At 65.9% G+C, this 25,740-nt stretch carries 26 protein-coding genes; 17 read left to right on the top strand and 9 right to left on the bottom strand.

All coding sequences use genetic code 11. The features are described from left to right. Window positions 1-56: 56 nt before the first annotated feature. Window positions 57-683: a heme ABC exporter ATP-binding protein CcmA gene (gene ccmA, locus Q0581_RS14460; protein ID WP_298701159.1), complete on the top strand. Its 627-nt coding sequence runs from the start codon at window positions 57-59 to the stop codon at window positions 681-683. After that, a complete protein-coding gene (gene ccmB, locus Q0581_RS14455; RefSeq protein ID WP_298701158.1) occupies window positions 680-1,345 on the top strand; it encodes a heme exporter protein CcmB in 666 nt (221 codons plus the stop codon). The genes ccmA and ccmB overlap by 4 nt, the downstream gene beginning before the upstream one ends. Before the next feature lie 7 nt (window positions 1,346-1,352). On the opposite strand, the gene Q0581_RS14450 is transcribed toward ccmB, so the two are convergent. Next, window positions 1,353-2,855 (bottom strand): S41 family peptidase, encoded by a 1,503-nt coding sequence (locus Q0581_RS14450; protein WP_298701157.1) that lies wholly within the window; start codon window positions 2,853-2,855, stop codon window positions 1,353-1,355. 91 nt (window positions 2,856-2,946) lie between these two features. On the opposite strand from Q0581_RS14450, the gene Q0581_RS14445 reads away from it, so the two are divergent. The 4 genes from Q0581_RS14445 to Q0581_RS14430 all read left to right on the top strand — a co-directional run bounded on the left by Q0581_RS14445 (window position 2,947) and on the right by Q0581_RS14430 (window position 4,652). Further along, window positions 2,947-3,666 carry a heme ABC transporter permease gene (locus Q0581_RS14445; RefSeq protein ID WP_298701156.1) on the top strand — a complete coding sequence of 240 codons (720 nt, stop codon included), beginning with the start codon at window positions 2,947-2,949 and terminating at the stop codon, window positions 3,664-3,666. A 4-nt stretch (window positions 3,667-3,670) separates the two neighbouring features. After that, window positions 3,671-3,826: a heme exporter protein CcmD gene (gene ccmD, locus Q0581_RS14440; protein WP_298701155.1), complete on the top strand. Its 156-nt coding sequence runs from the start codon at window positions 3,671-3,673 to the stop codon at window positions 3,824-3,826. After that, window positions 3,823-4,356, top strand: a complete 534-nt coding sequence (locus Q0581_RS14435) for a DsbE family thiol:disulfide interchange protein (RefSeq protein ID WP_298701154.1) — start codon at window positions 3,823-3,825, stop codon at window positions 4,354-4,356. Before ccmD ends, Q0581_RS14435 begins: the two co-directional genes overlap by 4 nt. Window positions 4,357-4,418: 62 nt before the next feature. Then, window positions 4,419-4,652: a hypothetical protein gene (locus tag Q0581_RS14430; protein ID WP_298701153.1), complete on the top strand. Its 234-nt coding sequence runs from the start codon at window positions 4,419-4,421 to the stop codon at window positions 4,650-4,652. A gap of 9 nt (window positions 4,653-4,661) precedes the next feature. On the opposite strand, the gene Q0581_RS14425 is transcribed toward Q0581_RS14430, so the two are convergent. Together Q0581_RS14425 and thpR are read right to left on the bottom strand one after the other, a co-directional pair. Further along, window positions 4,662-5,219, bottom strand: coding sequence for a GNAT family N-acetyltransferase (locus tag Q0581_RS14425; RefSeq protein WP_298701203.1), 558 nt, complete (start codon window positions 5,217-5,219; stop codon window positions 4,662-4,664). Between the two features lie 23 nt (window positions 5,220-5,242). After that, window positions 5,243-5,779 carry an RNA 2',3'-cyclic phosphodiesterase gene (gene thpR, locus Q0581_RS14420; protein ID WP_298701152.1) on the bottom strand — a complete coding sequence of 179 codons (537 nt, stop codon included), beginning with the start codon at window positions 5,777-5,779 and terminating at the stop codon, window positions 5,243-5,245. Window positions 5,780-5,906: 127 nt separating this feature from the next. On the opposite strand from thpR, the gene Q0581_RS14415 reads away from it, so the two are divergent. Continuing rightward, complete coding sequence (locus tag Q0581_RS14415; protein ID WP_298701151.1) at window positions 5,907-6,656, top strand: Bax inhibitor-1/YccA family protein; 750 nt, start codon at window positions 5,907-5,909, stop codon at window positions 6,654-6,656. Between the two features lie 15 nt (window positions 6,657-6,671). Here Q0581_RS14415 and Q0581_RS14410 read toward each other — a convergent pair whose 3' ends face one another. The 3 genes from Q0581_RS14410 to Q0581_RS14400 are packed head-to-tail and all read right to left on the bottom strand — an operon-like array spanning window position 6,672 to window position 8,786. Further along, window positions 6,672-7,001, bottom strand: a complete 330-nt coding sequence (locus tag Q0581_RS14410; RefSeq protein ID WP_298701150.1) for a hypothetical protein — start codon at window positions 6,999-7,001, stop codon at window positions 6,672-6,674. Then, window positions 6,994-8,169 carry a DegT/DnrJ/EryC1/StrS family aminotransferase gene (locus Q0581_RS14405; RefSeq protein ID WP_298701149.1) on the bottom strand — a complete coding sequence of 392 codons (1,176 nt, stop codon included), beginning with the start codon at window positions 8,167-8,169 and terminating at the stop codon, window positions 6,994-6,996. The genes Q0581_RS14410 and Q0581_RS14405 overlap by 8 nt, the downstream gene beginning before the upstream one ends. Beyond that, complete coding sequence (locus Q0581_RS14400) at window positions 8,163-8,786, bottom strand: acetyltransferase (protein ID WP_298701148.1); 624 nt, start codon at window positions 8,784-8,786, stop codon at window positions 8,163-8,165. Before Q0581_RS14400 ends, Q0581_RS14405 begins: the two co-directional genes overlap by 7 nt. A 206-nt stretch (window positions 8,787-8,992) precedes the next feature. Between Q0581_RS14400 and Q0581_RS14395 the strand changes: the two genes are divergently transcribed. The 7 genes from Q0581_RS14395 to Q0581_RS14365 all read left to right on the top strand — a co-directional run bounded on the left by Q0581_RS14395 (window position 8,993) and on the right by Q0581_RS14365 (window position 21,119). Continuing rightward, the gene (locus tag Q0581_RS14395; protein ID WP_298701147.1) at window positions 8,993-9,283 is read left to right on the top strand and encodes a hypothetical protein; all 291 of its coding nucleotides are present in this window, start codon (window positions 8,993-8,995) and stop codon (window positions 9,281-9,283) included. A 278-nt stretch (window positions 9,284-9,561) separates the two neighbouring features. Then, window positions 9,562-10,776 carry a site-specific integrase gene (locus Q0581_RS14390; RefSeq protein WP_298701146.1) on the top strand — a complete coding sequence of 405 codons (1,215 nt, stop codon included), beginning with the start codon at window positions 9,562-9,564 and terminating at the stop codon, window positions 10,774-10,776. A gap of 155 nt (window positions 10,777-10,931) precedes the next feature. Continuing rightward, window positions 10,932-11,120 carry a helix-turn-helix domain-containing protein gene (locus tag Q0581_RS14385; RefSeq protein WP_298701144.1) on the top strand — a complete coding sequence of 63 codons (189 nt, stop codon included), beginning with the start codon at window positions 10,932-10,934 and terminating at the stop codon, window positions 11,118-11,120. 1,164 nt (window positions 11,121-12,284) lie between these two features. Continuing rightward, on the top strand, window positions 12,285-13,823 hold the full coding sequence (locus Q0581_RS14380) for a DNA polymerase Y family protein (RefSeq protein ID WP_298701143.1): 1,539 nt from the start codon (window positions 12,285-12,287) through the stop codon (window positions 13,821-13,823). Further along, window positions 13,820-17,161: an error-prone DNA polymerase gene (locus Q0581_RS14375; protein ID WP_298701142.1), complete on the top strand. Its 3,342-nt coding sequence runs from the start codon at window positions 13,820-13,822 to the stop codon at window positions 17,159-17,161. The genes Q0581_RS14380 and Q0581_RS14375 overlap by 4 nt, the downstream gene beginning before the upstream one ends. A gap of 443 nt (window positions 17,162-17,604) precedes the next feature. Next, window positions 17,605-18,579 (top strand): DUF1837 domain-containing protein, encoded by a 975-nt coding sequence (locus tag Q0581_RS14370; RefSeq protein WP_298701141.1) that lies wholly within the window; start codon window positions 17,605-17,607, stop codon window positions 18,577-18,579. Beyond that, window positions 18,579-21,119 carry a DEAD/DEAH box helicase gene (locus tag Q0581_RS14365; RefSeq protein ID WP_298701140.1) on the top strand — a complete coding sequence of 847 codons (2,541 nt, stop codon included), beginning with the start codon at window positions 18,579-18,581 and terminating at the stop codon, window positions 21,117-21,119. The genes Q0581_RS14370 and Q0581_RS14365 overlap by 1 nt, the downstream gene beginning before the upstream one ends. A gap of 233 nt (window positions 21,120-21,352) precedes the next feature. On the opposite strand, the gene Q0581_RS14360 is transcribed toward Q0581_RS14365, so the two are convergent. After that, on the bottom strand, window positions 21,353-21,967 hold the full coding sequence (locus Q0581_RS14360; RefSeq protein ID WP_298701139.1) for a DUF3800 domain-containing protein: 615 nt from the start codon (window positions 21,965-21,967) through the stop codon (window positions 21,353-21,355). Next, window positions 21,964-22,482, bottom strand: coding sequence for a helix-turn-helix domain-containing protein (locus Q0581_RS14355; protein WP_298701138.1), 519 nt, complete (start codon window positions 22,480-22,482; stop codon window positions 21,964-21,966). The genes Q0581_RS14360 and Q0581_RS14355 overlap by 4 nt, the downstream gene beginning before the upstream one ends. A gap of 993 nt (window positions 22,483-23,475) precedes the next feature. Between Q0581_RS14355 and Q0581_RS14350 the strand changes: the two genes are divergently transcribed. Further along, the gene (locus Q0581_RS14350) at window positions 23,476-24,276 is read left to right on the top strand and encodes a TIGR02391 family protein (protein WP_298701137.1); all 801 of its coding nucleotides are present in this window, start codon (window positions 23,476-23,478) and stop codon (window positions 24,274-24,276) included. Window positions 24,277-24,364: 88 nt separating this feature from the next. On the opposite strand, the gene Q0581_RS14345 is transcribed toward Q0581_RS14350, so the two are convergent. Beyond that, window positions 24,365-24,628, bottom strand: a complete 264-nt coding sequence (locus Q0581_RS14345; RefSeq protein ID WP_298701136.1) for a helix-turn-helix transcriptional regulator — start codon at window positions 24,626-24,628, stop codon at window positions 24,365-24,367. Between the two features lie 98 nt (window positions 24,629-24,726). On the opposite strand from Q0581_RS14345, the gene Q0581_RS14340 reads away from it, so the two are divergent. Together Q0581_RS14340 and Q0581_RS14335 are read left to right on the top strand one after the other, a co-directional pair. Beyond that, the gene (locus tag Q0581_RS14340) at window positions 24,727-24,942 is read left to right on the top strand and encodes a hypothetical protein (protein ID WP_298701135.1); all 216 of its coding nucleotides are present in this window, start codon (window positions 24,727-24,729) and stop codon (window positions 24,940-24,942) included. Window positions 24,943-25,057: 115 nt separating this feature from the next. Beyond that, complete coding sequence (locus Q0581_RS14335; protein WP_298701134.1) at window positions 25,058-25,474, top strand: hypothetical protein; 417 nt, start codon at window positions 25,058-25,060, stop codon at window positions 25,472-25,474. The last annotated feature ends 266 nt before the right edge of the window (window positions 25,475-25,740 follow it).

The raw sequence follows: 25,740 nt of genomic DNA, 5'->3' as shown, positions 1-25,740 counted from the left end.
GCGCATCGCGTCCATGTCGCGCGAAAGGTGCGAATGATTCTCAATGGGTTGAGCCGGTGACGCCTGATCGCCTCACCCTGAATGGGCTGACCGTGCGCCGCGGCGAGCGGGTGCTGTTCCGCGACCTGTCGTCCGATCTGGCGGCGGGCCAGGCCCTGGCCCTGACCGGGGCCAATGGGGCCGGCAAGACCACCCTGCTGCGCGTCATCGCCGGCTTGGTGCGGCCCGAAGCGGGGTCGGTGGGTTTCGGCGAAACGGCGCCCGAAGCGGCGCGCGCGCATGGCTTGCATCTGATGGGGCATCTGGACGGGTTGAAGGGCGCCCGGCGCGCGGGCGACGAGTTGGCCTTTCAGGCGCGCTTCCTGGGCGGAAGCCCCGCCACCGTGGCGGCGGCGGTCGAACGGCTGGGCCTCGAACCTCTCCTGGCGCTGGAGGTGCGCAAGCTGTCGGCGGGCCAGAGGCGGCGGCTGGCCTTCGCCCGCCTTTTGGCGGCGCCGCGCCCGGTCTGGCTGCTGGACGAACCGTTCGCGCCGCTGGACGCCGTCTGGCGCGCCCGCATCGGCGCGGTCATGGCCGAGCATCTGGCCGGCGGCGGCCTGGTGGTCGCGGCGGTGCATGATCCGCTGCCGGTCGCGGCCCTGACCCTTGATCTGCAGCCTCTGGACCTGGGGGGTCTGGCATGACGGCCCTGATGAGCCTGTGGCGGCGCGAGCTGGCCCTGGCCTGGGGCGGGGGCGGCGGGCCGCTGCTGGCCTGCGGCTTCTTCCTGACGCTGACGGCCTTGGTTCCGCTGACGGTCGGGGCGGCGCCCGAGGCGCTGGGGCCGCTGGCGGGCGGGGTCGCCTGGCTGGGCCTGGCCCTGGCCTCGACCCTGTCGCTGGAGAAGCTGTTCGAGCGTGATCTGGAGGACGGCTCGCTGGACCTGATCGCCCTGGGGCCGGTCCCGCTGGAGTTGGTGGTCCTGGCCAAGGCCAAGGCGCAATGGCTGGCGGTGGGGGCGCCCCTGGCCCTGATCGCGCCGGTGGGGGCGATGGCCCTGGGCCTGCCGGTCCATCTGGCGCCGCTGGCCCTGCTGACGGCCCTGATCGGAGCGTTCGGCTTTGCGCTGACCGGGGCGCTGGGCGCGGCCCTGGCCCTGGGGTCGCGGCGCGGGGGGCTGTTGATCGCCGTGGTGGTGCTGCCCCTCTATATCCCGCCCGCTGTGTTCGGGGCCGGCGCCCTGGCGCGCGCGGCCGAGGGCGGCGACCCCTGGCCGGCCGTGGCCCTGCTGGCGGCCTATGGCCTGTTCGCCGCCGTGGTCGCGCCCCTGGCAGGCGCCGCCGCGGTGCGGTCGGCCCTGGACTGACCCTCAATCAGAGGCCGCGCACCCAGGCCCTCAGCGCCGCCTCGTCGGCCATGTCGCCGTCGTACGGATGCGCCGGTCGCTGGGGCTCGTTATTGCCGCGCGCCCGGCCGCGCCAGACCTTCATCGGCAGCACCAGCCGCGTCACCCCGCTGGGCAGGTCGGTGGAGCGCACGTCCATGTAGACGGTGTCGGCCGAGGTCTCGCGCCCGATCTGGATCGCCCCCATCGCCTTCCACAGGTCCACCGCGTCCAGACAGGCCGACGCGCAGACGGAATCGGTCAGCACATAGACCCGCCCCGCCATCCGTTGCGCCGCCGCCGGACCCTCGCGCGGGGTGCGCGGCGTGTTCATGTCGCGCCAGAAGGGTTCACCGGCGGCGCGAGCGGCGGTCATGCCGTCGACGATCTCGCGCGCCCAGTTGATGCGGGCTTCGTCTTCGTTGGCGGCGGTCCATTCGTCCAGATAGCCCTGGATCGCGGCCAGATTGTCGTCGGAGGCGCGCCAGTCGATGCTTTCGATGGGCGGCAGGGCGTGGTCGGCCATCCAGTCCTCGCCCCACAGCACCCGCGCCATATTGCGCGACCAGTGCGACGAGCCGCCGCCGTTGCCGCGCACGTCCAGCACCACATAGGGGGCGGCGCGCAAGGCGGCCTGATCCGTCTGCATCTGTTCGGTCAGGGCCGTCAGGGCGCGATGGGACGAGCCGTTCGGGTCGCCGTCAAAGCTGGGCGTGGATATCCACACGCCGCCGTCGTCCAGCCGGGTCAGGCCGAAATCCGGCGTCGCCCGCTGTTGCGCCCGCGTGCGGCGCGGACCCAGTTCGGTGGAGGCGATCGGCCGCCAGTTCAGGGCGTAGGCGCGGGTCTGGTCGCCGACCTGGAACCGGCATTCGCGCATCTCGGGCGCCCAGGGATTGTTGGCGTTCATGAACATCCAGTCGCCGTTCGAGGCCCGCTGGGCCTCCAGGAACCAGCGACCGCGGTATTCGCCCACCCGGCGCTCCGCCAGGGCCGGGGCCGGAGTTCCGTCGCAGTCGACCAGCCGCGCGCCCAGCGGCGGGGCGTCGGCGTCCTGGTCGTCGCGGTCGGCCACCACCTGATCGTCGCCGCGATAGGCGGTCAGGAAACCGGGCCAGCGCACCGGCAGACCGCCCTGAGGCTTCAGGGCGATGGCCAGATGGCCGTCCTGGAACGAGGCGGCGAAGGCCCGCATGGCCCACCAGTATCCGCCCGCATCGGTGGTGGCCCGCGCCCGCTCCAGCGCCTGGGCCAGGCCGGCGTCGACCCGCGCCCGGAACTGGGGGTTCAGGGCGTCATGCACGCCCGGGTGGCTGTCGATGACGATGGCGTGCAGGGCGCGGGCGTCCTGTTCCAGGGTGGCGGACCAGTCGCGCGTCTCGGTCATCCAGGCCGGAACATCCAGATAGGCCGGGGTCTGGGGTTCGGCCTGGGCGGCGCCCGCCAGCAGGGCCAGGGTCGCCATCGGGGCCAGGATCGTGCGTGTCGTCATCTCGCGTCCCTCCGTCGCGACCGTTAAAGAACGCGGCGCCGCGCGGCGCCACTTACGCTTTCGTCATGCGCCGTCTAAACAGCGCTCCACGATGTTCGGCCTGGCCAATCCCCAGCGTTTCATGCGCTTCACCCGCCCCCTGGCGCCCGTGCTGTGGCTGCTGGCCGCCGGGCTGTTGGCGGCCGGGATCTGGATGGCCTTCACCGCGCCCGAGGATTACCAGCAGGGCGACACGGTGCGGATCATGTTCGTGCATGCGCCGGCCGCGACCCTGGGCCTGGCCGCCTACGCCGCCCTGGGCATCGCCAGCCTGTTCGCCCTGGTGTGGCGTCACCCCTTAGCCGATGCGGCGGCGCGGGCGGCGGCTCTGCCGGGCGCGGCCTTCACCCTTCTGGCCCTGGTGACCGGCAGCCTGTGGGGCAAGCCCATGTGGGGAACCTGGTGGGTCTGGGACGCGCGCCTGACCAGCGTTCTGGTGCTGATGCTGTTCTATGTCGGCTATATGGCCCTGCGCGCCGCCATCGACGACGAGCACAAGGCCGGGCGGGCGGCGGCCATCCTGGCCCTGGTGGGTCTGGTGAACCTGCCGATCGTCAAATTTTCGGTCGACTGGTGGAACACCCTGCATCAGCCCGCCTCGCTGCTGCGGGCCGAGGGGAGCAGCCTGGACCCGGCCTATCTTTGGCCGCTGCTGACCATGATGGCGGCCTATGGGGTGCTGTTCGCCGCCGTCTGGGTGACCGCCATCCGCACCGAGGTGACGCGCCGCCGGGTCCTGGCCCTGCGCGCCCGCGCCGCCCTGGAGGCCTGATCCCATGTTTGATCTGGACATGAGCCCCTACGCCGCCTTCGTCTGGCCCGCCTGGGGCATCAGCGCCCTGGTGCTGGGCGCCGTGGTCCTGCGCACTCTGGTCGCGGCGCGGCGCTGGTCCCGCGCCCTGAAGGCGATCCAGCCGGAAGACGACGCATGAATCGCTGGCTGACCCTGATCCCGCTGGCGGTGCTGGTGGGGCTGACGGTGCTGTTCGTCGGTTGGTCGCTGAAGCGCGATCCGGCGGCGCGGCCCGACGCCCTGGTGGGCCGCCCTATCCCCGAGACGGTGCTGCCGCTCCTGACCGGCGAGGTCGCCGGGCCCGGGCATCTGGACCTGAAGACGGCGGGCGTCGGCCGGCCTATGATCGTCAATGTCTTCGCCAGCTGGTGCGCGCCATGCCGGCTGGAGCATCCCCAGCTGATGCGGCTGCAGGCCCAAGGAGTCGCCGTCGTCGGCGTGGCCTATAAGGACGACCCGGCCGCCACCCGCGCCTTTCTGGACGAACTGGGCGATCCGTACCGCATGGTGCTGGTGGACCGCGAGGGGCGGGCGGGGCTGGACCTGGGCGTGTCGGGCGTGCCGGAAAGCTTCGCCGTGGACGCCTATGGCAAGGTGGTGGCCAAGGCGTCCGGCCCGCTGATCGATCCGGCCGAGGCGGACCGGCTGGCGGCGGCGCTGCAGCCTTAGTGTTTCTGGACGTTTCTGGGGCCTTAACGGTTCATCAACCCTGAGCGTTAACCTTCGCCGGCATGACCGCCGTGCGCCCCGATCTGCCCTTCATGCCCGCCCCGGCGGGCGCAGCGGCGCCGAACGCCGGGATCAAGGCCGCCCAGGCCGCCTTCTTCCGCGCCGCCCTGGATCGCGCCCAGGCGCCGGCCGCCTCGCCGGCGTCGGTGCAGGCGCAAACCCTGTCGCCGGCCGAGGTTCAGGCCCAGCCGATCCGCGAACAGCGGCCCGGCGCCCTGCTGGACATCCGCGTCTAGACCCTGGCTCTAGAAGACACCCGGCGGCAGCGTCTGGCGGTTGATGCGCCAGTCGTCGCGGGACTGGCCCCATTTGTCGACCGTGGCCGTCTCGAACGGCGGCGGCAGGCGGGTCGGCCCCTGGTTGTACGATCCCAGCTTCTGGGCCAGGCGCTGGGATGGGATGTTGTCCGGGTCGATGCAGTGGATGACGTCGTCCCAGCCCAGAACGTCGAAGGCGTAGTCCATGGCCGCCGCCGCCGCCTCCAGCGCATAGCCGCGCCCCGCCCCCTCGGGATGGACGCCCCAGCCGACCTCGTTGCCCGGCCAGCCCTCGGGCTTCCACGGGCCGATGCGGCCCATCCACAGGCCGCTGGACCGTTCGATCAGGCTGAACATGGCCACCCCTGTCAGGGACCAGGCCCCGGCCATGGTCATCAGGCCGCGCCAGGCGGCCTCGGGCGTCTGGGGGCCGCCGATGAAACGGGCCGACGGATGCGCCATGCTTTCGGCCCAGCGCGGAAAATCCTCCATCCGGGTCGGGCGCAGGATCAGGCGCGGCGTCTGAAGGACGGGGCCTTCACCCATCAGTCCGCTGGGGGGCGTGTGGCTCACAGCAGATACTCCCGTTCCAGCGCATAGTGGCTGCCGGCGTCGCTCAGCACGCTGGAATACAGGCCGAACCGGTCGATGCGGAACGGCGGCGACCGCAGCAGATTGTGCCCCTGGATCCAGGCGGCGATCCGCGCCGGATCGGCCTGGGGCTTCAGATAGGCCAGGGTCACATGCGGGCGATAGGCGCGCTTCTCCAGCGTCAGGCCCGCCCGTTCGCCCGCCGCCCGGCATCGCCCGGCCAGGACGTCCAGGCGGTCGTTCGGCGCCACCCCAGCCCAGACGGCGTGGGTGCGGTGGCCCTCCCCGAACGCGCCGGTTCCGGTCAGTTCGATGTCGAACGGCGAAGACGAAACGCGCGTCAGTTCCGAGGCGACCTCGTCGGCCCGGCGCTCGTCCATCTCGCCATAGAAGGCCAGGGTGACATGCAGGCCCTCGGGCGGCCGCCATTTGGCGCCGGGCAGGCCCGACTGGCGCCGTTGCAGCGTCTCGACCACGTCGGGCGGCAGGGTCAGGGCGGCGAACAGACGGACCATGCGACCGTTGGTAGCGGCCCCGGTCAGGTCCCGAAAGCCCGGATTTGCTTGCGCCGAAGCAAGCCGGCCCCGATATTCGTCATCAAAGCGGGCGCCGATGGCGTCCCTCAAGGGAGACAAGACGCCGATGAGCGATTTCAGAAACGACGGATACGCCCGCCCAGCGCCCGCCAGCCTCGACATGTCGGTCGACGCGGGGCTGCGCGCCTTCATGCTGGGCGTCTATAACAAGCTGGCCCTGGGCCTGGTGGTCGCCGGCGCCCTGGCCTACGTCACCGGCAATGTGCCGGCGGTGCAGCAGATGCTGTTCGCCGTGGGGCCGGACGGCCGTGTCGGCCTGACCATGCTGGGCATGGTGGTGCAGTTCTCGCCGCTGGTGCTGCTGTTCGGCTCGATGTTCTTCATGAAGAACCCGACCGCCGGGGGCGTGAACCTGCTGTACTGGGCCGTGGTGGCGACCATCGGCGCCGGCCTGGGCCTGCTGTTCCTGCGCTACACCAACGGTTCGCTGGCCTCGACCTTCTTTGTCACGGCGGCCGCCTTCGGCGCGCTGAGCCTGGTCGGCTATACGACCAAGAAGAACCTGTCGGGCATGGGCACCTTCCTGATCATGGGGGTGATCGGCCTGATCATCGCCTCGGTGGTCAACATGTTCATGCAGTCGGGCGTGATGTACCTGATCATCTCGGGCGCGGGCGTGCTGATATTCTCGGGCCTGATCGCCTATGACACCCAGCGGCTGAAGATGACCTATTACGCCCTGGGCGGCGAACAGGCGGCGATGGGCGTGGCCACCGGCTTCGGCGCGCTGAGCCTGTTTATCAACTTCGTCAACCTTTTCCAGTTCCTGCTGGCCTTCATGGGCAGCCGCGAATAGGCGCGGAACGGATCGCTAGAGATCGGGGTCCCGGCGGGAACGCCGGGGCCTTTTCTGTCGGGGCCGAATGCGCGCCCAGCCGCCACGCCAGAGGCTACGCAGGACGGGCTCCCAATATCGATGAAGCGTCCAGGCCCAGACGCCCAAGACAACCATAAAGCCAAGGTTGACGAGCCGAAACCAGACCGACGATTCCACAGGCGCCGCGATCTGCATCCACAGCCCGACGAAGCCGACCCACGCGGCGATCACCCACGGATTGCCCCGCCGATCCTCAGCCTCGTTGTCGAAGGCCTGATCGCCTTCGGCGTCATAGAGCTGATCTATCGGATCCCTCTCAGCCATCTGAGGCCTCGGCCATGACGGCGTCGATCGCCGCGACGGTCCGGGCGACCTCGTCATCGGTCAGGGTCGGGTGGGTCAGGAAGCACAGGCCGGTCTCGCCCAGCTGTCGCGCGATCGGCAGGCGCTGGGCCGGCCGCCCCACGGCGTCGAACGCCTGTTCCAGATAGACCTCGGGCGCCGTGCCGACCATGCAGGGCACGCCCCTGGCCTGGATGGCGTCGACGATCCGGTCGCGGCTCCAGCCGGCCGCCAGACGATCCCGCCTGACGAAGGCGTAGGCGCGATACCAGGCCGGGATCACATCGGGCGCCACTGACGGAACCCGCAGGGCCGGCCAGCGGGCGCAGGCCTCCAGGATGCGCCCGGCGTTGTCGGTGCGTCGCGCGGTCCAGTCGGCCATCCGGTCCAGCTGGATCAGGCCGATGGCGGCCTGCATCTCGATCATCCGGGCGTTGGTCCCCAGCCGGTCATGGACCAGGCGCGGGCCGGGCGGATGGTCGCGTTCGTACATGGCCTCCCAGGTCTTGCCGTGATCCTTCCACGACCAGACCGAGTCCCACAGGGTCGGATCGTCGGTGGTGACCATGCCGCCTTCGCCGCCGGTGGTCATGATCTTGTCCTGGCAGAAGGACCAGGCGGCGATATGGCCGATCGACCCCACGTTGCGCCCGCGATAGCGCGCGCCATGCGCCTGGGCGCAGTCCTCGATCACCTTGAAGCCGTGCTGGTCGGCCAGGGCCAGGATCGGGTCCATGTCGCAGGGAACGCCGCCCAGATGGACGCAGATCACCGCGCGGGTGCGGGGGGTCGTCACGGCGCGGATCGTATCGGCCGACAGGCCTTGGGTGTCGGCGTCCACATCGGCGAACACCGGCGTCGCCCCGGCCATGGCCACGCATGAGGCCGAGGCCACGAAGGTGCGCGGCGTGGTGATCACCTCGTCCCCCGGCCCGATCTTCAGGGCGTGCAGACAGGCCTCCAGCGCCGTGGTCCCGTTCGACAGAGCCACGGCGTGGGGCACGCCGACCCAGCCGGCGAAGCGGCGCTCGAAATCCCGGCACAGGTCGCCGGTCCAGTAGTTGACCCGGTTCGAGGCCAGAACCTCGGCCACGGCCTGGATCTCTTCGGGCGAATAGGCGGGCCAGGGCGAAAAGGGGCCGTTCAGCATGCCCGGTCCTCCATCGGCCGGGCCGGAACCCCGACCACGGTGACCCCCGCCGCCACCGGGGCGGCCACGGCGGCCCCGGCGCCGACCCGCGCGCCCGCGCCGAGGGTGAGGCCTTCGCGCACCACGGCGCCGATGCCGATCCAGACGCCTTCGCCCGCCGTCACCCCGCCGGCCAGCCGCGCGCCGGGCGACACATGCACCCCGTCTTCCAGCCGGCAATCATGATCGACGCTGGCGCCGGTGTTGACGATGACGCCCCGGCCCAGCCGGGCGCCGGTCCCCACCAGGGCCCCGGCCAGGATGACCGATCCGGCGCCGACCGTGGCGCGCGGGCTGATCCAGGCGGTCGGATGCACGACAAGGGCCAGGGGCGCCCCCTGCGCCGCCAGCCGCCGGGTCAGCTCCAGCCGCCGCCCATTGTCGCCCAGGGCCACGACGACGCCGTCGAAACCGGCCGCCTGATCAACGGCGGCGGCGATGTCGCCCAGGATCGGCCAGGGGCTGTCGGTCGGCGCTTGATCGTCGAACAGGCCGGGCACGGTCCAGCCGGCGGCCTCCGCCGCGTCGGCGACGACCCGCCCATGCCCTCCGGCCCCCACAATCGCCAGCCGTCTCATTCCGTCCGCCTCGAATCGCCACGCCGCGTGCGAGGTCTTAGCTGTCCGAGGAAAGCGCCCGGTTGTCCATCATCCCGCCTTCATTCCGCCATGCGGCCATCCGCCTTTGCACGGGATAGACAGCGGACGCCCCTCCAGCGACGGTGGCGACGCTCGACCCGGATCGGAGGCGTAAGGACATGCGTGGTGCGCTGGCGACCTTGTCCGTGGCTCTGCTGCTGACCGCGTGCGCCACCCAGGGCCGCGTCTATGACCGCGACGCCAGCGAGGCGTTCCGCATAGGCGTCACGACCGCCGAAGACGCCATTTCCGCGCTTGGCCCGCCCGACATGGACACGGTGCGCCCGGCCGACAACGTCCGCATCCTGCGCTGGAGCTATCGTCGCCTGCGCGGGGTGTCGGTGGACGAACATGTCCTGAGCGCCAATTTCGACGCCTCGGGCAGGCTGATCTACCTGCACAACCCGACCGCCGGACAACGCATCGACCCGTTCTGAGCGCAGGGACGGCGGGATGATCGGCGGCCCGCCCCTCAGGCGAGCCGGATCAAATCGAGGGCCAGATCAAATCCAAGGGATGAGACGCCTGGTGGAGCCGAGGTCCGCTAAACCCTCCATCCCATAATGTCCCAAGGCGTTTTCTAACTCTCTGATACTTGACCTAAATTTCTGTCTCGCTATCCCAAACCATCCAGAACAAACCGTGATTGTCGCGGTGCGCTTCTAGGACGGATTTTAGGATGGCGCCGTGCAGGCCGCCTCCCAAGGAGGACTGTATGCCTAAGCTGATCAATCGGCTCTCTCCCCGCTTTGTGACGACAGTGACCGACCCCGGTCGGTATGCTGACGGAGGCAACCTCTACCTCCATGTCGATCCGAGTGGCGCGAAGCGGTGGGTGTTTAAGTTCCAGTGGCACGGCCGCCCCAAGGAGATGGGTCTGGGCCCGCTCCGTAGCGTGCCGTTGGCTTCTGCCCGCCAAGCTGCAGCATCGGCAAGAGAAACCGTTGCCGGGGGCCTGAACCCCGTTGAAGAGCGTGCAAAAGCGAGACGTTCGGCGCCGCTCTTCGGAGAATTCGCTGATCGCTACATCGACGATCAGGAGGCGGGATGGAGAAGCGCGAAGCACATCAGTCAGTGGCGCTACAGCGTCGAGATAGACGCCGAGAAGTTGCGCCGGCTCCCAGTGGATAAGATCACCACCGACGACGTGCTGGCGGTCCTGAAGCCGATCTGGGCGGTGAAGCCTGAAACGGCGAAACGCTGCCGGGGCCGCATCGAAAAAATCTTAGACGCTGCGAAGGCACGAGGATTTCGGACAGGAGAGAATCCGGCTGCTTGGAAAGGGCATCTGGCTCTGATGCTGCCCACGCCCCCGAAGCTGACGCGGGGACATCTGCCCGCAATGTCTGCGGAAGATCTGGCCTCGTTTATGAGCAAGCTACGCCATCGACCCGCTTCTTCGGCTCGGGCCTTGGAATTCACAATCCTGACAGCGGTCAGGAGCAACGAGGCGCTTGGCGCACGCTGGTGTGAATTCGACTTCGCCAAGCGCATCTGGACCGTTCCGGCTGAGCGCATGAAGGGTAAGCGCGATCACAGGGTGCCGCTGTCTGTCGCGGCAATCGCGCTGCTTGAGGAAGTCAGGACTCAAACCGAGTCTGTCATGGCGACCGCGCCCGCAGCCGCAGACTTTGTGTTTCTGCGACGCCCGACCCATGAACGCCTGTCAGGTATGGCGATGGAGATGCTGCTGCGTCGGATGAGCGTCACTGACGTCTGCGTTCACGGTTTCCGCTCGACGTTCCGTGACTGGGCCGGCGAGCAGACCAACTTCCCGCGCGAAATCGTCGAGATGTCGCTCGCCCACCTCGTCGGAAGTGAGGTTGAGCGTGCTTACCGTAGGGGTGACGCCCTGGAACGGCGTCGGGAGGTTATGGACCGTTGGGCCGCGTTCGCTTTGGGCGAAACGGTCGAGAAGATGGCCGCATGAATTATCACCACGTCAATAAATCTAAGGCCAAGCTATGTATTGACAGTGTGATACTTTCAGAATAATACGACGATAAGTTTGACATTGTAGTAATTCGGCGCCAAATCGGTCGACAGGCTAGGGCGGATGCTCTGGGATGCCTTTGGATGTGGCCCGTGTCAGACCAATCTCTGAAACCCGTCGCGCTCACGGTAAACCGGGCAACCGCCTATTCGGGGCTTAGCCGGAGTCGCCTCTACGAACTGGTGAAGGCGAAAAAGATCGCCGCCTTCAAAATCAGTGGTCGGACGATGTTTCTGACCACCGAGATCGACCGGTTCATCTATGAGGCGGCGGCCGGCTGAGGCCCGCTATGTCGTCGTCGGTTAACGGCGGGGCGACGTAGAGCTAATTCGTGAACCGTGGGTATCGACCAAATCACGGAGAGCCCGGTCCTGGGGAGGAGGGCGGTCGGCGACGCGAACAGGCGTCGTAAGTAGCTCCCAGTTCGTCGCTCTGTTCGGTGACGAATGCCCATTCGCTGCGTCGGCTCCGTCGAGCATAGCATTTGGGGAACGGACTCCGTCATCACCTCGAAATCCCCGCCTTCGGCCGGGTCGATTTTTGGGGTGGTGCGGGAGTTCGTCCTGCCCAAAACACAACGTCTCACCATCAAGCATTAGATTGACTCTTAGCTACGGTTTCAGTCCTGGATTTAGAGTCTAAATTACCCTCGACCGGCCAAAATGGGCCTGTCGGGGCTTCGGTCACTGCCTTCCAGACCGACGAGGCGAGTCGCCATCAAGGCTTGACTCTTAGGACCAGGTGCGCGGCATATGAGAGAACATTTGGGGAACAAATGGCGCGGTCCGCTTCCATATCGAATCTTCGGCATAGCCTTCCAGCCCTGGCGGCGGCGCAGGGCGGTAAGCGCCCGTGGCCAATCATGGTCGGGTCGTCGCCGATTGACCGGGAGGAACCGACTGCCTTGTTGGCCGGGGGACTACATGAGGTCTATGCCCCGGACCGGTATGCCTCTGTCGCAGATGGCTTCGGCCTGGGCTTGGCCCTTGAGACCGGTCGGTCTCCGGTGGTCTGGATCTACGAAGACCGGGGTCGCTCTGAGACCGGCGCCCTGTATGGCGGCGGTCTGCAGGAGTGGGGGGAGACCAGGGGCATAATACTGGTTCGGGCGCCCCACGCTGTCGCTCTGTTGTCGGCAGGTGAAGACGCTCTGCGCAGCGGGGCTGCGGGGCTGGTATTGATGACCGGGTGGGGCGAGGCCAAGGCTTTTACCCTAACCGCCAGTCGGCGGCTCGCTCTTGCGGCCGCGCAGGGTAAGGCTACGGCCATACTTGTCCGGGCTGGAGCCCAGCCTCAACCCAGCGCGGCAGAGACACGGTGGTCAGTAAAGGCGGCGCCGTCACGGGCGTTAGAGGCGCGGGCGCCGGGTCGGCCCGCTTTCAAGGTGAGCCTGTTGCGCAGCCGGGCGGGGCTGGCGACGGGCGAGTGGATCATGGAGTGGGATCGTGAAACCCGGTCGTTCGTCGAACCGGAGGCATCTGGCCGTCTGGTTTCCGTTTCTGCCCGTCGAGCGGCTGGCGTCCGCGCGGCCTGAGGGTCCGTTCGCCTTGGTCGACAAGGCGGCGAACGCCCTGCGTCTGGTCGCCGTCGATAGTGAGGCCCTGGCGTTTGGGTTGACTACCGGCATGGCCCTTGCGGATGCGCGGGCGCAGGTTCCGCAACTCAACGCCTGGCCGCACGATGGGGCGGGCGATGCGGCCTTGCTTGACCGTGCGCTTGAAGCCTTCAGCCGCTTCAGCCCAATGGCGGCCCTGGACGCGCCGCATGGGCTGGTGCTGGACGTGACCGGCTGCGCCCATCTGTTTGGCGGCGAGGAGAGACTGGCGAGAACCGCCGCTGCTCTGGCCCGCCGGTTGGGGCTTCAGTCTCGCATCGCCTTGGCCCGCACACCCCAGACCGCGCACGCCTTGGCCCGTTTTGGTGGTGGCGGGGTCACGCCCGAGGGTGAGGATCGCGCCGCCGTCCGCCGCCTGCCGGTGGCCGCCTTTGAGCTGGCTAGTGCTGAGACACAGGCCCTGCGACGTGCAGGATTGAAGACGGTGGGCGATGTCGATGACCGGCCCCGCGCCGCCCTGGCCGCGCGCTTTGGGGCGGATTTCTCCTCGCGCCTGGACCGCATCCTGGGGCTGGAGGATGCGCGGATCACGCCGGTTCGGCCGCCCGCGCCGGTGGTCGCCGACCGCGTGCTGATGGAGCCGCTGATCACCACCGAGCCGCTGGAAACCGTCATCGTCGATCTGCTGGCCGAGACGGAGCGCGCGCTGGAGGCGCGGCGGTCGGGCGCGAGAGGGTTCAGGCTGACGGTCTTTCGGGTCGATGGGCTGTCGCGCCGCATCGGCGTGGGTGTCGCCAGACCGGTCCGAGACGCCGGAAGCCTCGCCCGGCTGTTCCGCGAACGGCTGGCGGCCTTGGCGACGCCGCTGGACCCCGGCTTCGGCATCGATCAGCTCAGGATGGAGGCGCTGGATCTGGAGCCGCTGGACCCGGTCCAGACCGCCATCGATGACCGCGACCGCAGGACCGAGGCCCTGGACGCCCTGATCGACCGGCTGACCGCACGGCTGGGGCCAGAGGCGGTGACCTGGATAAGGCCGGTGGAGTCCCATCTGCCCGAAAAGGCCAGCCGCCTGGTTTCAGCCTTGCGACCGGAAAAGGACGACGGCGCCCGCTGGCCCGATCCCGAGTTGGGCGCCCCACCGCTGCGGCCGCTGCATCTGTTCGATCCGCCGCAGCCGGTGGAGGTGGTTTCGCCCGTCCCCGACGGCCCGCCGGCCCGGTTCAAATGGCGGCGGGTGACGCATCGGGTCGAACTGGCCGAGGGGCCCGAGCGGATCGAGGGCGAATGGTGGCGGCGCGGCGGGGGGCGAGTGCGCGACTATTACCGGGTGGAGGACGAGACGGGTCGGCGGTTCTGGCTGTTTCGTGCCGGCCATTTCGGGGATGAGCCGGCCCCGCGCTGGTATGTCCATGGCCTGTTCGCATGAGCGCGCCAAAGACGGACGCGGCCTATGCCGAACTGGTCGCGGCCAGCAATTTCTCCTTCCTGCGCGGGGCGTCGCATCCCAAGACCCTGGTGCTGACCTCGCTGCTGCTGGGACAGGCGGGACTGGGGCTGGCGGACCGCAACACGGTGGCCGGGGTGGTGCGCGCCTGGTCGGCGCTGAAGACCCTGCGCGAAGACGGATGGTCGCCGCCGGAAAGGGTGCGCGAGGGCGGATCGCCCGGCGAATACGGCTGGATCGCCGATCCGCTGAGCCCTGACGAACGGACCGAATGGATCAAGGCGCGGGCGGCCGACTTCCGCCTGCTGACCGGGGCGCGGCTGGTGTTTGCGGACGGGACACCCGACATCGTCGCCTATCCCGAGGATCGCGAGGGCTGGGGCCGCCTGACGCGCCTGCTGACCCTGGGCAATCGTCGGGGGAAGAAGGGAGAATGCCATCTCGGTCTGGCCGACCTTCTGGCCCACCCGGAAGGACTTTTGCTGATCGTCATGCCCGACCGGCGGACGGACGAGCTGCCGTCGCTTCTGGCCCGGTTGAACGCGGCGCGGCCCGGCGCGGTCTGGCTGGGCGCGACCATGCCTCGGCGCGGCGACGACCGGCGGCGACTGGCGCGGCTGCAGGCCCTGGCGGAGGCGGCGGACACGCCTGTGCTGGCCACCAATGACGTGCTGTATCACGCGGCGTCCGAGCGTGATCTTCAGGATGTGCTGACCTGTATCCGCGAGGGGGTGTCGGTCGATCAGGCCGGGCGACGCCTGCTGGCCAACGCCGAGCGGCACCTGAAGACCGCCGACGAAATGGCGCGCCTGTTCGCCGATGCCCCCCAGGCTTTGGCCCAGACGCTGGACTTCCTGAACCGCCCGATCTTTGATCTGGCCGACATCCGCTATCAGTATCCCGAAGAGCCGATTCCTCCCGGTCGGACGCCGCAGGGCTGGCTGGAGCATCTGGTCAGCGAACGTCTGCCCGTCCGCTATCCCGACGGCGTGCCGGACAAGGTGCAGGGGCTGCTGGCCAAGGAGCTGGCCTATATCGCCCAGCGCGATCTGGCCCCCTATTTCCTGACCATCCACGACATCGTGCGTGAGGCCGAGAACCGGCGCATCCTGTGCCAGGGCCGCGGCTCGGCCGCCAATTCAGCCGTCTGCTATGTGCTGGGCGTCACCAGTGTCGATCCGGCCCATCACGACCTGCTGTTCGAGCGCTTCATGTCGGCCGACCGCAACGAGCCGCCCGACATCGACGTCGATTTCGAGCATGAGCGGCGCGAAGAGATCATCCAGTACATCTATGATCGCTATGGCCGCGAGCGTGCCGGCATCGCCGCCACCGTCATCCGTTATCGTCCCCGCAGCGCCATCCGCGAGGTCGGCAAGGCCCTGGGCCTGACCGAGGACGTCACCGCCCGTTTAGCCGCCAGCCAGTGGGGAAGCTGGGGCGCGGAGATCCCGGAACGCGACGTGCTTCAGGCCGGTCTGGACCCGGCCAATCCGATGATCCGGCGCGCCGTCGGCATGGCCACCCGCATCCTGGGCTTTCCGCGCCACCTGTCGCAACACGTCGGCGGCTTCATCCTGACGCGCGGCCGGCTGGATGAGCTGGTCCCCATAGGCAATGCGGCGATGGAGAAGCGCACCTTTATCGAATGGGACAAGGACGACATCGACGAACTGGGCCTGATGAAGGTCGATGTGCTGGCGCTGGGCATGCTGACCTGCATCCGCAAAGCGCTGGACCTGATGCGGACGCATGAAGGGGTGGATCACGACCTGGCCACCGTCCCACCGGAACAGGTCGACGTTTACGACATGCTGTGCCGGGGCGACTCCATCGGGGTGTTTCAGGTCGAGAGCCGCGCCCAGATCAACATGCTGCCGCGCCTTAAGCCCCGCACCTTCTACGATCTGGTGATCCAGGTGGCGATCGTGCGGCCCGGCCCGATCCAGGGCGACATGGTGCATCCCTATCTGCGCCGGCGAAACAGGCAGGAGGAGGTGACCTGGGCCCGGCCCGGCCCTCCGCATGATCCCGACGAGCTGAAGAAGGTGCTGAAACGCACCCTGGGCGTGCCGCTGTTTCAGGAGCAGGCGATGAAGGTCGCCATGGTCGCGGCCGAGTTCACGGACAAGGAGGCCAACGGTCTGAGGAAGGCGATGGGCACCTTCCGCGGCGATGGCACGCTGCACACCTATGAAGACCGCATGGTCGGGCGGATGATCGAACGCGGCTATGATCCCGATTTCGCCCGGCGCTGTTTCGAACAGATCAAGGGCTTCGGCTCCTATGGCTTTCCCGAAAGCCACGCCGCCAGCTTCGCCCGGCTGGTCTATGTGTCCGGCTATATCAAATGCCGCCACCCGGCCGCCTTCGCCTGCGCCCTGCTGAACAGCCAGCCAATGGGGTTCTATGCGCCCGCCCAGATCGTGCGCGATGCTCAGGCGCATGGGGTGGAGGCAAGGCCCATCGACGTGAACCACTCGTATTGGGACAACACCCTGGAAGGCACGGCGGGCGCCCTGGCCCTGCGGCTGGGTCTGCGCCAGATCGACGGTTTCCGCGAGGACTGGGCCGACGACATCGTCCTGGCCCGCACCCGGCCGTTCGACAGTATCGAAGGCCTGATGCGCCGCGCCCGACTGCCGGTTGGCGCCATCCGCAAGCTGGCCGAGGCCGACGCCTTCCGCTCGCTGGGCCTGGACCGGCGCGAGGCCCTGTGGGAGGCGCGCCGCCTGCCCGACGACGACGCCCTGCCTCTGTTCGCCGCCGCGAATGCGCGCGAGCTGGGCCAGGAGCCGGACGCCGACCTGCCGCGCATGGCCTTGGGCGAACATGTCGCCGCCGACTATCAGACCACCCGCCTGTCGCTGAAGGCCCATCCCATGGCCATCCTGCGTCCGGCCTTCGACGCCGAGGGGCTGCTGACCTGCGCCCAGGTCGAGGCGCGTCGTTCAGGTTCGCGCGTCCGCACCGCCGGCGTCGTTCTGGTCCGTCAGCGCCCCGGCAACGGCAAGGCCATTTTCATCACGCTGGAAGACGAGACCGGCATCACCAATCTGGTCCTGTGGGTTCCCGTGTTCGAGGCCCACCGCCGCATCGTCATGAGCGCGCGTCTGCTAAGCGTGGAGGGCGTGGTTGAGAAGAGTCCGGAAGGCGTGGTCCATCTAATGGTCCAGCGATTGTTTGATCGGTCTGTCGAATTGAACGGCCTTTCGTCAGACCACGAGCCGGTCATCGAACTGTCCGGCGCGGATGAGTTCGTGCATCTGCAGCACCCCAGAACCTTGCGCATCCTGCCGGGGTCTCGGGATTTCCACTAAGCGCCAAGAGCGGACTATCGCTGGTCTCCAGAAACCGGACATTCCCCACACCACGATAGAAGAGATGCTGCAATGGCGAGCTATGGCGTCAGTCGGCAGCCACAGCGCTGATGCCCCGCCGGCCAATCTAGTTGATCTGATAGCCGGCGAAATTCTCGACCAGCCGAGCTGGCGAGATGAGACGCTCAAGCGCAGCCAATAGCCGCCGCGGTGCCGCAGTGGCCTCGCTGAAGCACCTCTGCCTGGTGACACTTCAGCCGCACCAATAGCGGCCCGCAATGCCAGATCAGGATGTCGACATTCCTGTTAGAACCTAGCGCGCGAGTTGCGGCCGCATGGGCTCCGGTAACCTAGGGGTGGATTGCCGCAGGATTATCTATCAGTGTTCTAGACGGTTAAGGCACGGATCGATGGCGTGCTAGCTAAGGCGGTGGCGAGCAAACTTGAGCCAGAACGATCTCGAAACGGCGCTCGCCGGTCTGCAGCGCAACTGGCAGCCCTTAGCTGTTCGTATCAAGACGGTTGAACACGACGTTACGACGCCGTGCTCTCAGTTGACGCTGCGGCTCCACTTTCCGGCGTTCCGGGAGCGAGAATCGACCGTCAACGATCTGGTCGAAGTCATCTCGAAATACATGGCGCGTTTTTGTCTGCCGAGAAAGCAGCTCGCTGAGACATACGCGAAGAAAGCCACGCTCGATGATGACGACTACCATCTCGAACTGACCCGCCTCGACCACGAGGCCGCCAGCCTGTTCATCCGCGGCAACCGCCTGTCCAATCGAAACGGCGAGGGCGGAGAGCTGCTGCTATATCTGATGACAGAGTGGATCCTGAGCGCACCGCAGATCATCGCCAAGATGTCGCTCAAAACGAACCGGCAGGTCCCCGCGCATGGGTCGGATGGGGTTCACGTTCGGTACGATGCGCCCACCGGCAAGCTGGTGATTTTCTCTGGCGAGGCCAAACTTCAGAAGTCTCTTGGCAAAGCGATCAGTTCGGCAGTGGAGTCGATTGGCAACGCGCTGAACGCCGAGCAGATGTCGCACGAGCTCAGCCTCGTCAAGCGTCACATCGACTTCACCGGCATGGACGACGCCGCAAAGTCGGCCCTGCTGGAATATTTGAACCCTTACGGAACATCGTCCAACGCGAGGGTCGAGGCCGTGACGTGCTTGATCGCCTTCGACTTTGAGGCGTTTGAGACCATCGGGACAGCGGCAAATGATCTTGACCCAGAAGTCGCGTTCGCCGTGGAGGCCCGGAAAGCTGTGGCGAAGGTGGGACCGGCGATTGCCAAGGCCCTGACCGACGCGGGTCTCGGAGGGCGACAGGTTGAGCTGTTTCTCTTCCCCCTACCGTCCACCGCCATCTTTCGAACCCTGTTCCAGAACCGCATCGGCTGGACGGAGGCTTGATGGACGAGCTGTTCGAGAGCGTGTGGAGTACACCAGCCTTCCACGAAGCGGCCGACCGTCTGCGCAAGAACTGGCTCTGTCGGGAGCTCGGTCTTCCGTTCACAGCGCAGGAACCGGCCGAGCTTCAGAAGGTGGTTCAGGCCTCAGCCATCTTGGCGTGTTCCCGAACTCGCACACATCGGGAGAGCGCCTACAGAATCGCAACCTCCGCCTTCGAACTTCACGGCTCAGTGCATCTCCCCCTTGCAGAAGCCGCACGGGTTGTCCTGGCTCGATTAGGCAACTTCCCCGCCATGCGGACCCGCCGTGAGATCGACACGGCTGTCGTCGACTTGCCGGTGAGCCTTCTGGCCGAAGAACTCGTTGTGTCCGATCTCCGCACAGTCACGGCGCGAGAGCGAAAGCTGGTTCTGACCGACTTCCAGTACAAACTATGGAGGCGGCTCGCCGCTGGCCGTCGTTTGGCCGTGGCTGCCCCGACCTCGGCGGGCAAGTCCTTCGTACTCCAAAACTTCCTGGGCGCCCGATTTGAGGCCGCCGCGCCCATGAGCGTGGTCTACCTCGTACCGACACGAGCGCTCATCGCTCAGGTCTCCGCCGATCTGCGCAAGGTGTTGGGGCGACCTGAGAAGGGCGATGTGACCAGCGTCGAAGTGCGCAGTGTGCCGATCGAGCCGGGCGATCCGCTTCCGGATCGTGTGGTCTACGTCATGACGCAAGAACGCGTCCGAATGATGCTGTCCGCCCACCCGGGGTTCGCAGCGGAGATTGTGATCGTCGATGAGGCCCATTCGGTCGCTGACGGCGCGCGGGGCGTGCTGTTGCAATGGGTGATTGATGATCTGCTGCGCCGGCGGCCACTCGCGCAACTGATGTTCGCCAGCCCGGGCGTTCGAAATCTGGATGTGTTCGGCGACATGTTCGGGCTCGAGGATGTGGAGCGTCTTCCCAGCGCCGAGCCCACCGTTGCGCAGAACTTTCTCAAGGCGAAAATCGAAGACGGGGACGTCGGAGATGTTCTGATTCAGGCCGTGGACGAGCAGCGGACGATCGACGTCGGCACGGTGTCCTTGCGACGACGATGCGTAACGCGTGTCGAGCGACTGGTCTCCCTCTCCACATCGCTCGGGCGTGGCGCCTCGAACATCATTTATGCCGACGGGGCTGGAGACGCCGAAACCCTAGCGGAACAGATCGCAGATCGGTTGGAGCGCGAAGTCACCTCGGAACGGGAAGCCCTTGCTCGTCTCGCGGCCGAGAACGTCCATCGATCTTACATCTTGGTGAAATGCGTCAGGAAGGGCGTCGCCTTCCACTATTCGAACATGCCGACGCCTGTACGTCAGGCAATCGAGGATGCTGTGCGCAGCGGCGTGATCGATTACCTGGTCTGTACGACGACGCTACTGCAAGGGGTCAATCTTCCAGCCAAAAACCTCTTCATCTGCAAGCCCTACAAGGGTGAGAGAATCCCTTTGGAGTCGGTCGACTTCTGGAACCTCGCGGGCCGCGCCGGGCGTCTGCTGAAGGAGTTTCAGGGCAACATCTTCCTGATCGACTACGAGAACTGGCGCCAGAAGCCACTGGACAAGCCTCGCGATGCGGCCATCACGCCGGCCGTGGATGTCGGGCTTCTTCAAAAGACTAACGCCCTCATCGGGCTGGTCGAACGAGCCCCGGGTTACAGGACGGAGAACGATGCACTTGAGGCGGTTTTCGGTCGCCTGCTCGACGACCGGCTGCACGGCAATCTGGCGCAAACCCTGGCACGCGTGCCGGGCTTCGATCCCGACCTTGAGACATCTACGCGCTTGATCGAAGCTGTCTCGAAGGCCGCCAAGGACATAACACTCCCATCCAGCGTCTTGCGGGGGAGCCCGAATATCTCGCCCCATAAACAGCAGGATCTCTATGACGCGCTGTGCGACCGGGGGAGCGTCTCCAAGGACGCCGCGCTCAAACTGATCCCTCTGCACCCCAGACACGGCGAGGCCTACGGCTCATATCGTGACATTCTGGAGCTCTGTCATCAGATCATTCTGGGCCTGCCGTCCACGAACGGGTCCCACCGTTTCCTGGCCCTGATTTGCCTGTTCTGGATGCGGGGCCGGCCCTTGCCGATGATCGTTCAGAACCAACTACGGCGAAAACGCGCAGAGGACGACGAGCGCGATGTCGTGCGAGACACGCTCAAGCTGGTGGAGAACCGGGTCCGATATCAATGCTTGCGACTGTTCAGTTGCTACAGTTCCGTGCTGGTCGAAGTACTGCGCAACCTTGGCCACGAGGAGGCTCTCTCACGCCTGCCTTCGATTTCGCTATATCTCGAACTCGGCGCATCCGATCGCACGACCCTGAGCCTGATGGCGATGAACCTGTCTCGTGTCGTAGCCGTCCGCTTGACCCCCAAGGCGGACAACCGTGACATGGATGTGGATCAGGCGCGGGCCTGGCTGCAGACAGCGCCGATCGAGACCTTTGGCTTCTCGCCACTGCTCGAGCGCGAGATCCGTCTGGCCCGAGGTGAGATTCTCAACTGAACCCGCACCAGTGCCGGGGCATTACAGAAGGAAGCCACTGGACACAGGTGTCTCATGCCCTTCTTGAATTGTTAGGGCCGCATCGTTATCTTCCGCCTTGCAGGAAGTCCTGCAGGCGACTTGTCCGGCCGCGTGTTTGGCAAGCGCCGTGGTTACCCAAAGCCAAAAGCTGCGGTTGCCGACCACAGACTTCCTCTTCTTTTAAAGGGCCGCCTTCGGGCGGCCCTTCTTCGTTAGGGGATGTGGATCCCAAACTGATCGCGAAGCGCCTTGGCGCCATACGATCCATCATCGACCCACTTACGCGAGTAGGCCACCACGTCGGCCAACTGCAGTAACCGCGACGCAGCCGAGTCCAGCGTGACCACGCGATTCACCCCCTTGAAACGGCCATCGTGCCCTTGCGACCGCTCGATTTCCCGCCGGAAGTCCGCGTGGTTGTTGTGGTGGTTATGATCGACGATCACGTCCACGTTTCCTATGGTTTCGCGCCCCAAAACATCCTTCTGGAAACGCTTCAAGCCAATCTTCACCGTCTCCACGAGCGCTTGGGCATAGATCACCGGACCGGAGCCGGCCCGAGCCCCGATCTTCTGATTGATCATCACCAGCCGATCCGCCGGGGCCTCAGCGCCAAAGCGCGCGAGGAGTCCTTGGAGATAGCCATCGTCGAGGTTCACGGCGTGGATTTCGTTCGCGTTGGGCTCAAGCAAACCGGTGAACCGGCGATCAACGCGCCCGGCATCTCGCGCGAGCACCAGCACCGCACCGAGCGAGAACTCGGCGTCCCCGGCGGACCCATATTCATCGACGAGGCACAGCACCTTCTTATTCAGAGCGGCGGTCACGCGGCGCGCCCCTTGGCCTTGATCTTCTTGGGATCATAGCCGGGCTTCGACACAGCCTTCTTGCGGGCCTTGGCCTCGTCCGCGACCTCGCGATACTGCGGCTCCAGCGCCTTCAGCTTCGCCACAAGACCCGACAGGTCATATTCATTCGAGATTTTACCGCGGCGCCCATAGGTGCGCTCGATACGCTTCACAAACCCGGCGAGCTCAAGATCCGCGATGTGGCGCTGGACCTGGCGGTCGCTGAGATTGAGGCGTTCGGCAAGGTCAGCCTTCTTCGGGAACGGCTTGCGACCCGAATCCCACCAAAAGTCGGCCAGTTGGAGCAGCACCGCCAGTTGCGTCGGACTGAGGCCCAGACGCGCTTGGGCGCGGAAGATCAGCGACGGCAGGACGCAGAAGCCCAGCGCCATAACTTCGGCGCCCCATTTGCTCTCTGACGACCGGGTGGCTTTCGCCTTCCCGGCAGGCTTCGGGGTGACTTCTTCTTCAATCGTGGTAGTGTCTTCGCTCATCGGAGTACTCCTCGTCGGTCGGGACAATGTGCTCCCGAAACGAGGGCTTCAAGGTCAGCCGACCGGACAGAATTGTCCGGTTTGACAGGACGTGTATGTCCGCTCCTGAACTGGACGTCAACGTCCTGACAGAAGTAGAACGACCGGGAATCCGGATAACCGGGAAGCGCGGATAAGGTAGTACGGGGTGTGACCGGACACCGGCGCCTGGTCGGAATCTGCACTTTTCATCTAAATTCAAGCCCCTTTGCCTTCCGAAGGCCAGTTGAGGGGTTGTCCCGCTGGCTGAGGTCGCGGCGTGGGAGCGTGGCAATGCTGGATCTGAGAAACAGAAATCAGGACGTCTGGCCCGAAGCCTTGCGACCAGTAGGTGACGGCGGCTTCGAAACTGAGGGGTTCGAGGCGTGGTCAGACCGCAACCGCGCTTTGATCGACCACTTTCACCCTCAGATCGCAGAGCAGTGGCTGTATCGGCACTGCAGCAGCACGCGATACCGCTTCCTGGACATTCGCCAGATGAGTTGGCGGGAAGAGATCTGGACAACCGCTGACTTCATGAACTCGGTTCATTTGGAGTTCGGGGGACCCGCCATACCCGACCATGACTATGAGGTGTTCCAAAAAGGCGGTGGTTGGGGACCGCTCCCCACCGCAAGGGGATGGGTTAATGGGAGCTGGGACGTGCCCGTTGTGGTTTTGTCGCCTGGGCGTGCGTTTCGGATATCAATGCCCCAACTGCCGAGGCGAGATGAGTGTCGCGATGACGCCCCTACTCCTCAAAGGCCGAGCCTCAACAACTTGCCAAGGATGCGGCGTGGCTTGGCTTGCCGAAGGCAAGGAGGCAGACGGCTCGCCTCGATTCACGAAGTTGGCCGGCCGACCCTGAGATGAAACCGACGCATTTCAGGAGGTGTCGAGAGCTCACCATTTGCCAGCCCGGGTTGACCGACCTGCGGCCCACAGCCAACTCAGAGCGGGTAGAGGGGAAACACCATGGCGAAAGTGTTTGCACAGGATCAACTCGAAGCAATCGCGGGCGCTCTGGGTGATACCGAAAGAGGCCTGACAAACCCGGAGATTGCCTTCCTGATCGAGGCGGCCAAGATGGTCGATCCTGGGCCGATGACGAAGCGCCATCGGATCTACAACGCCTTCGCGGAAAGCCAGAACACCCGGCAGAATCGCACCCATATCCTCGAGTTCATTCGCCTAGCGATGAGGCCAGCGCGCTACTCCAGAGACCCTCATCGGTACGAGCCGATGCGGGCGCTGACGAATCAGGCCTTGGCATTCTGCGGCCTGGTCGTCGATCAGACCGGCAAACTCACACCGGTTGAGGCTGCGCAGACTTTGCCCGAAGCACAGCGACGTGCTCGCGAGCTGCGCAGCGATCTTGAGGCTCGCGGCGTGCACCCGGACGTGCTCGAATTTTGCAGAGCGGAGCTGCTCGCTGAGGACTATTTTCACGCCGTGCAAGAGGCGGTCAAAAGCGTCGCGAGCAAGATGCGGGAAAGAACAGGTCTGACAGATGATGGTGGGGCGCTGGTCGATCGCGTTCTGTGTGGCGAACCACCGATGTTGGCAATCAATCCGCGCTCGACGGTTAGCGAAAGAAGCGAGCAAAGCGGGTTTGCGAACCTCGTGAAGGGCGCCTTTGGGATGTTTCGGAATCCGACGGCGCACGAAGCCCGCATTCATTGGCCGATGTCCAAAGCCGATGCAGAAGACATCCTAAGCGTCGTTTCGCTGATCCATCGCCGGCTGGACGCCAGCCACATGCCGGTGCGGATATAACGGCTCGCGGTTAGTGGTGTACCCGCTTAAGCCGCCGACGAGCCCTTTGTCCGGACCTTCCGAAGGTCAGCTTAGAGTCAGAACCAGACTATGTCCGCGCCTTGCGTCCTGGTTTGAGGTTTTCTGGCATCGGCGATGAGGGATCCTGGGGAGCCAAAAACTCGACCGGCTCGACCCCAAGATGTGCCGCCAGCCGATCGATAATGTCGAGTGTCGCATTTCCCTGACCCCGCTCCAACTCGCTCAGGTAGGCGCGATCAATGCCGGTATCGGCCGCAAGACGCTCCTGAGACTGCCCCCGGTCCGAGCGGAGTCGTCGCAGATTCCAGGCCAAAAGTTCGCGGGCACGCATGGGCCCAACAGGGCCGGAAGCGCGGATTTAAACCACGGGATATAGCCAACAGAAATAGTCTGGTGCAGAATGAGGCCTTCCAACGAACGGAGGGGTTTGTGAGCAGCATCAAGATTGCACTCGGAGTCGCCGGCGGGATCCTGCTCGCCTTTATTGGTCTGCTGGCGCTGGGCGTCGCTGTGGGAGTGGCCCCTGCTTTCGGCGGACTCCTTGGAGTCATTCTTCGAGACCCACAGTTCTGGCTGACGGTGCTGTTGATCGTTGGCGTCACCGCTGCCGTCTATCTGGTCCGCGCCTATAGCCGGATGAAGTGACCGGGAAGGGATGGAGTTAGTGACCGAGGGGTCCTGTCACCGCTGGCGGCAATCGGTCCGGGTTCTGGAAATGGTCTCGGTGCTACATGCCGGAGGCCTGACGCGGATACGGGCAATGCCCTATCTGCACCCGCTGGCCTGGCGGGTCGCGATTGGTCCCTCTGACGTGTTTGACGGGCACGGGGTCATGGTGGCGCAGGACGGGTTGGATAGTTGCGCGGTCTATTCGACTGCCTCGGGCGCATCTTGTTTCGGCTGGACGGACGCCAGCCATGACGATGCGAGGGCGCTGGCGATGAAGTTCATTGATCGCTTCCCCTGTATCGCTGCGAAGGGAGCCGGAAACGATGCGCGCTATGCGGCTTGGCTCACTGGCTTGCTGAGTTCTCTGCCGGATGGACAAGCGCTGCCCCTCTATTTCACTGACGACAGGCCCTACGACCCAAGGCGTCCGGAGGTGGCCCTAATGAGCACGATATCTGGCGCGATCTGCGGTTTCTATCCCGCGCCGCCATCCCCACCGGAAGCCTGAGAAATGACACCTTAAGCCGTCCCCGCGCACGCACGCACGCACGCACGCACAGGCGCGCGCGTGAAGGCGATTCCTTTCGACGATCAAGAAGCTGCCAGGCGTCGATCTCGGCGAAACCGGCTAATAAATTTAGCCTTTAGGACGAGCCTTAGGACGGCACCATGAGCTGCACACTAAGGTCCTGAAATCTCTATCATTTCAGGCGGGCGCCTGGTGGAGCCGAGGGGAGTCTTGCGGGTCCATATCACGGCTGCCGTGGTTCTGGA

Origin of the sequence: uncultured Brevundimonas sp. (assembly GCF_937863155.1) — a bacterium.
In the GTDB taxonomy this organism is placed as follows: domain Bacteria; phylum Pseudomonadota; class Alphaproteobacteria; order Caulobacterales; family Caulobacteraceae; genus Brevundimonas.
This window is presented reverse-complemented; position numbering and strand designations above follow the sequence as displayed.

What these genes read in the sequence shown, in the direction of transcription:
- Q0581_RS14375 (WP_298701142.1), top strand. Translation starts at nt 13,820, where the DNA reads ATGAGCGCGCCAAAGACGGACGCGGCCTATGCCGAACTGGTCGCGGCC.
- Q0581_RS14350 (WP_298701137.1), top strand. Translation starts at nt 23,476, where the DNA reads ATGGCGAAAGTGTTTGCACAGGATCAACTCGAAGCAATCGCGGGCGCT.
- Q0581_RS14415 (WP_298701151.1), top strand. Translation starts at nt 5,907, where the DNA reads ATGAGCGATTTCAGAAACGACGGATACGCCCGCCCAGCGCCCGCCAGC.
- Q0581_RS14435 (WP_298701154.1), top strand. Translation starts at nt 3,823, where the DNA reads ATGAATCGCTGGCTGACCCTGATCCCGCTGGCGGTGCTGGTGGGGCTG.
- Q0581_RS14405 (WP_298701149.1), bottom strand. Translation starts at nt 8,169, where the DNA reads ATGCTGAACGGCCCCTTTTCGCCCTGGCCCGCCTATTCGCCCGAAGAG.
- ccmD (WP_298701155.1), top strand. Translation starts at nt 3,671, where the DNA reads ATGTTTGATCTGGACATGAGCCCCTACGCCGCCTTCGTCTGGCCCGCC.
- Q0581_RS14450 (WP_298701157.1), bottom strand. Translation starts at nt 2,855, where the DNA reads ATGACGACACGCACGATCCTGGCCCCGATGGCGACCCTGGCCCTGCTG.
- thpR (WP_298701152.1), bottom strand. Translation starts at nt 5,779, where the DNA reads ATGGTCCGTCTGTTCGCCGCCCTGACCCTGCCGCCCGACGTGGTCGAG.
- Q0581_RS14390 (WP_298701146.1), top strand. Translation starts at nt 9,562, where the DNA reads ATGCCTAAGCTGATCAATCGGCTCTCTCCCCGCTTTGTGACGACAGTG.
- Q0581_RS14355 (WP_298701138.1), bottom strand. Translation starts at nt 22,482, where the DNA reads ATGAGCGAAGACACTACCACGATTGAAGAAGAAGTCACCCCGAAGCCT.
- Q0581_RS14365 (WP_298701140.1), top strand. Translation starts at nt 18,579, where the DNA reads ATGGACGAGCTGTTCGAGAGCGTGTGGAGTACACCAGCCTTCCACGAA.
- ccmB (WP_298701158.1), top strand. Translation starts at nt 680, where the DNA reads ATGACGGCCCTGATGAGCCTGTGGCGGCGCGAGCTGGCCCTGGCCTGG.
- Q0581_RS14425 (WP_298701203.1), bottom strand. Translation starts at nt 5,219, where the DNA reads ATGGGTGAAGGCCCCGTCCTTCAGACGCCGCGCCTGATCCTGCGCCCG.
- Q0581_RS14410 (WP_298701150.1), bottom strand. Translation starts at nt 7,001, where the DNA reads ATGGCTGAGAGGGATCCGATAGATCAGCTCTATGACGCCGAAGGCGAT.
- Q0581_RS14335 (WP_298701134.1), top strand. Translation starts at nt 25,058, where the DNA reads ATGCCCTATCTGCACCCGCTGGCCTGGCGGGTCGCGATTGGTCCCTCT.
- Q0581_RS14345 (WP_298701136.1), bottom strand. Translation starts at nt 24,628, where the DNA reads ATGCGTGCCCGCGAACTTTTGGCCTGGAATCTGCGACGACTCCGCTCG.
- Q0581_RS14400 (WP_298701148.1), bottom strand. Translation starts at nt 8,786, where the DNA reads ATGAGACGGCTGGCGATTGTGGGGGCCGGAGGGCATGGGCGGGTCGTC.
- Q0581_RS14445 (WP_298701156.1), top strand. Translation starts at nt 2,947, where the DNA reads ATGTTCGGCCTGGCCAATCCCCAGCGTTTCATGCGCTTCACCCGCCCC.
- Q0581_RS14430 (WP_298701153.1), top strand. Translation starts at nt 4,419, where the DNA reads ATGACCGCCGTGCGCCCCGATCTGCCCTTCATGCCCGCCCCGGCGGGC.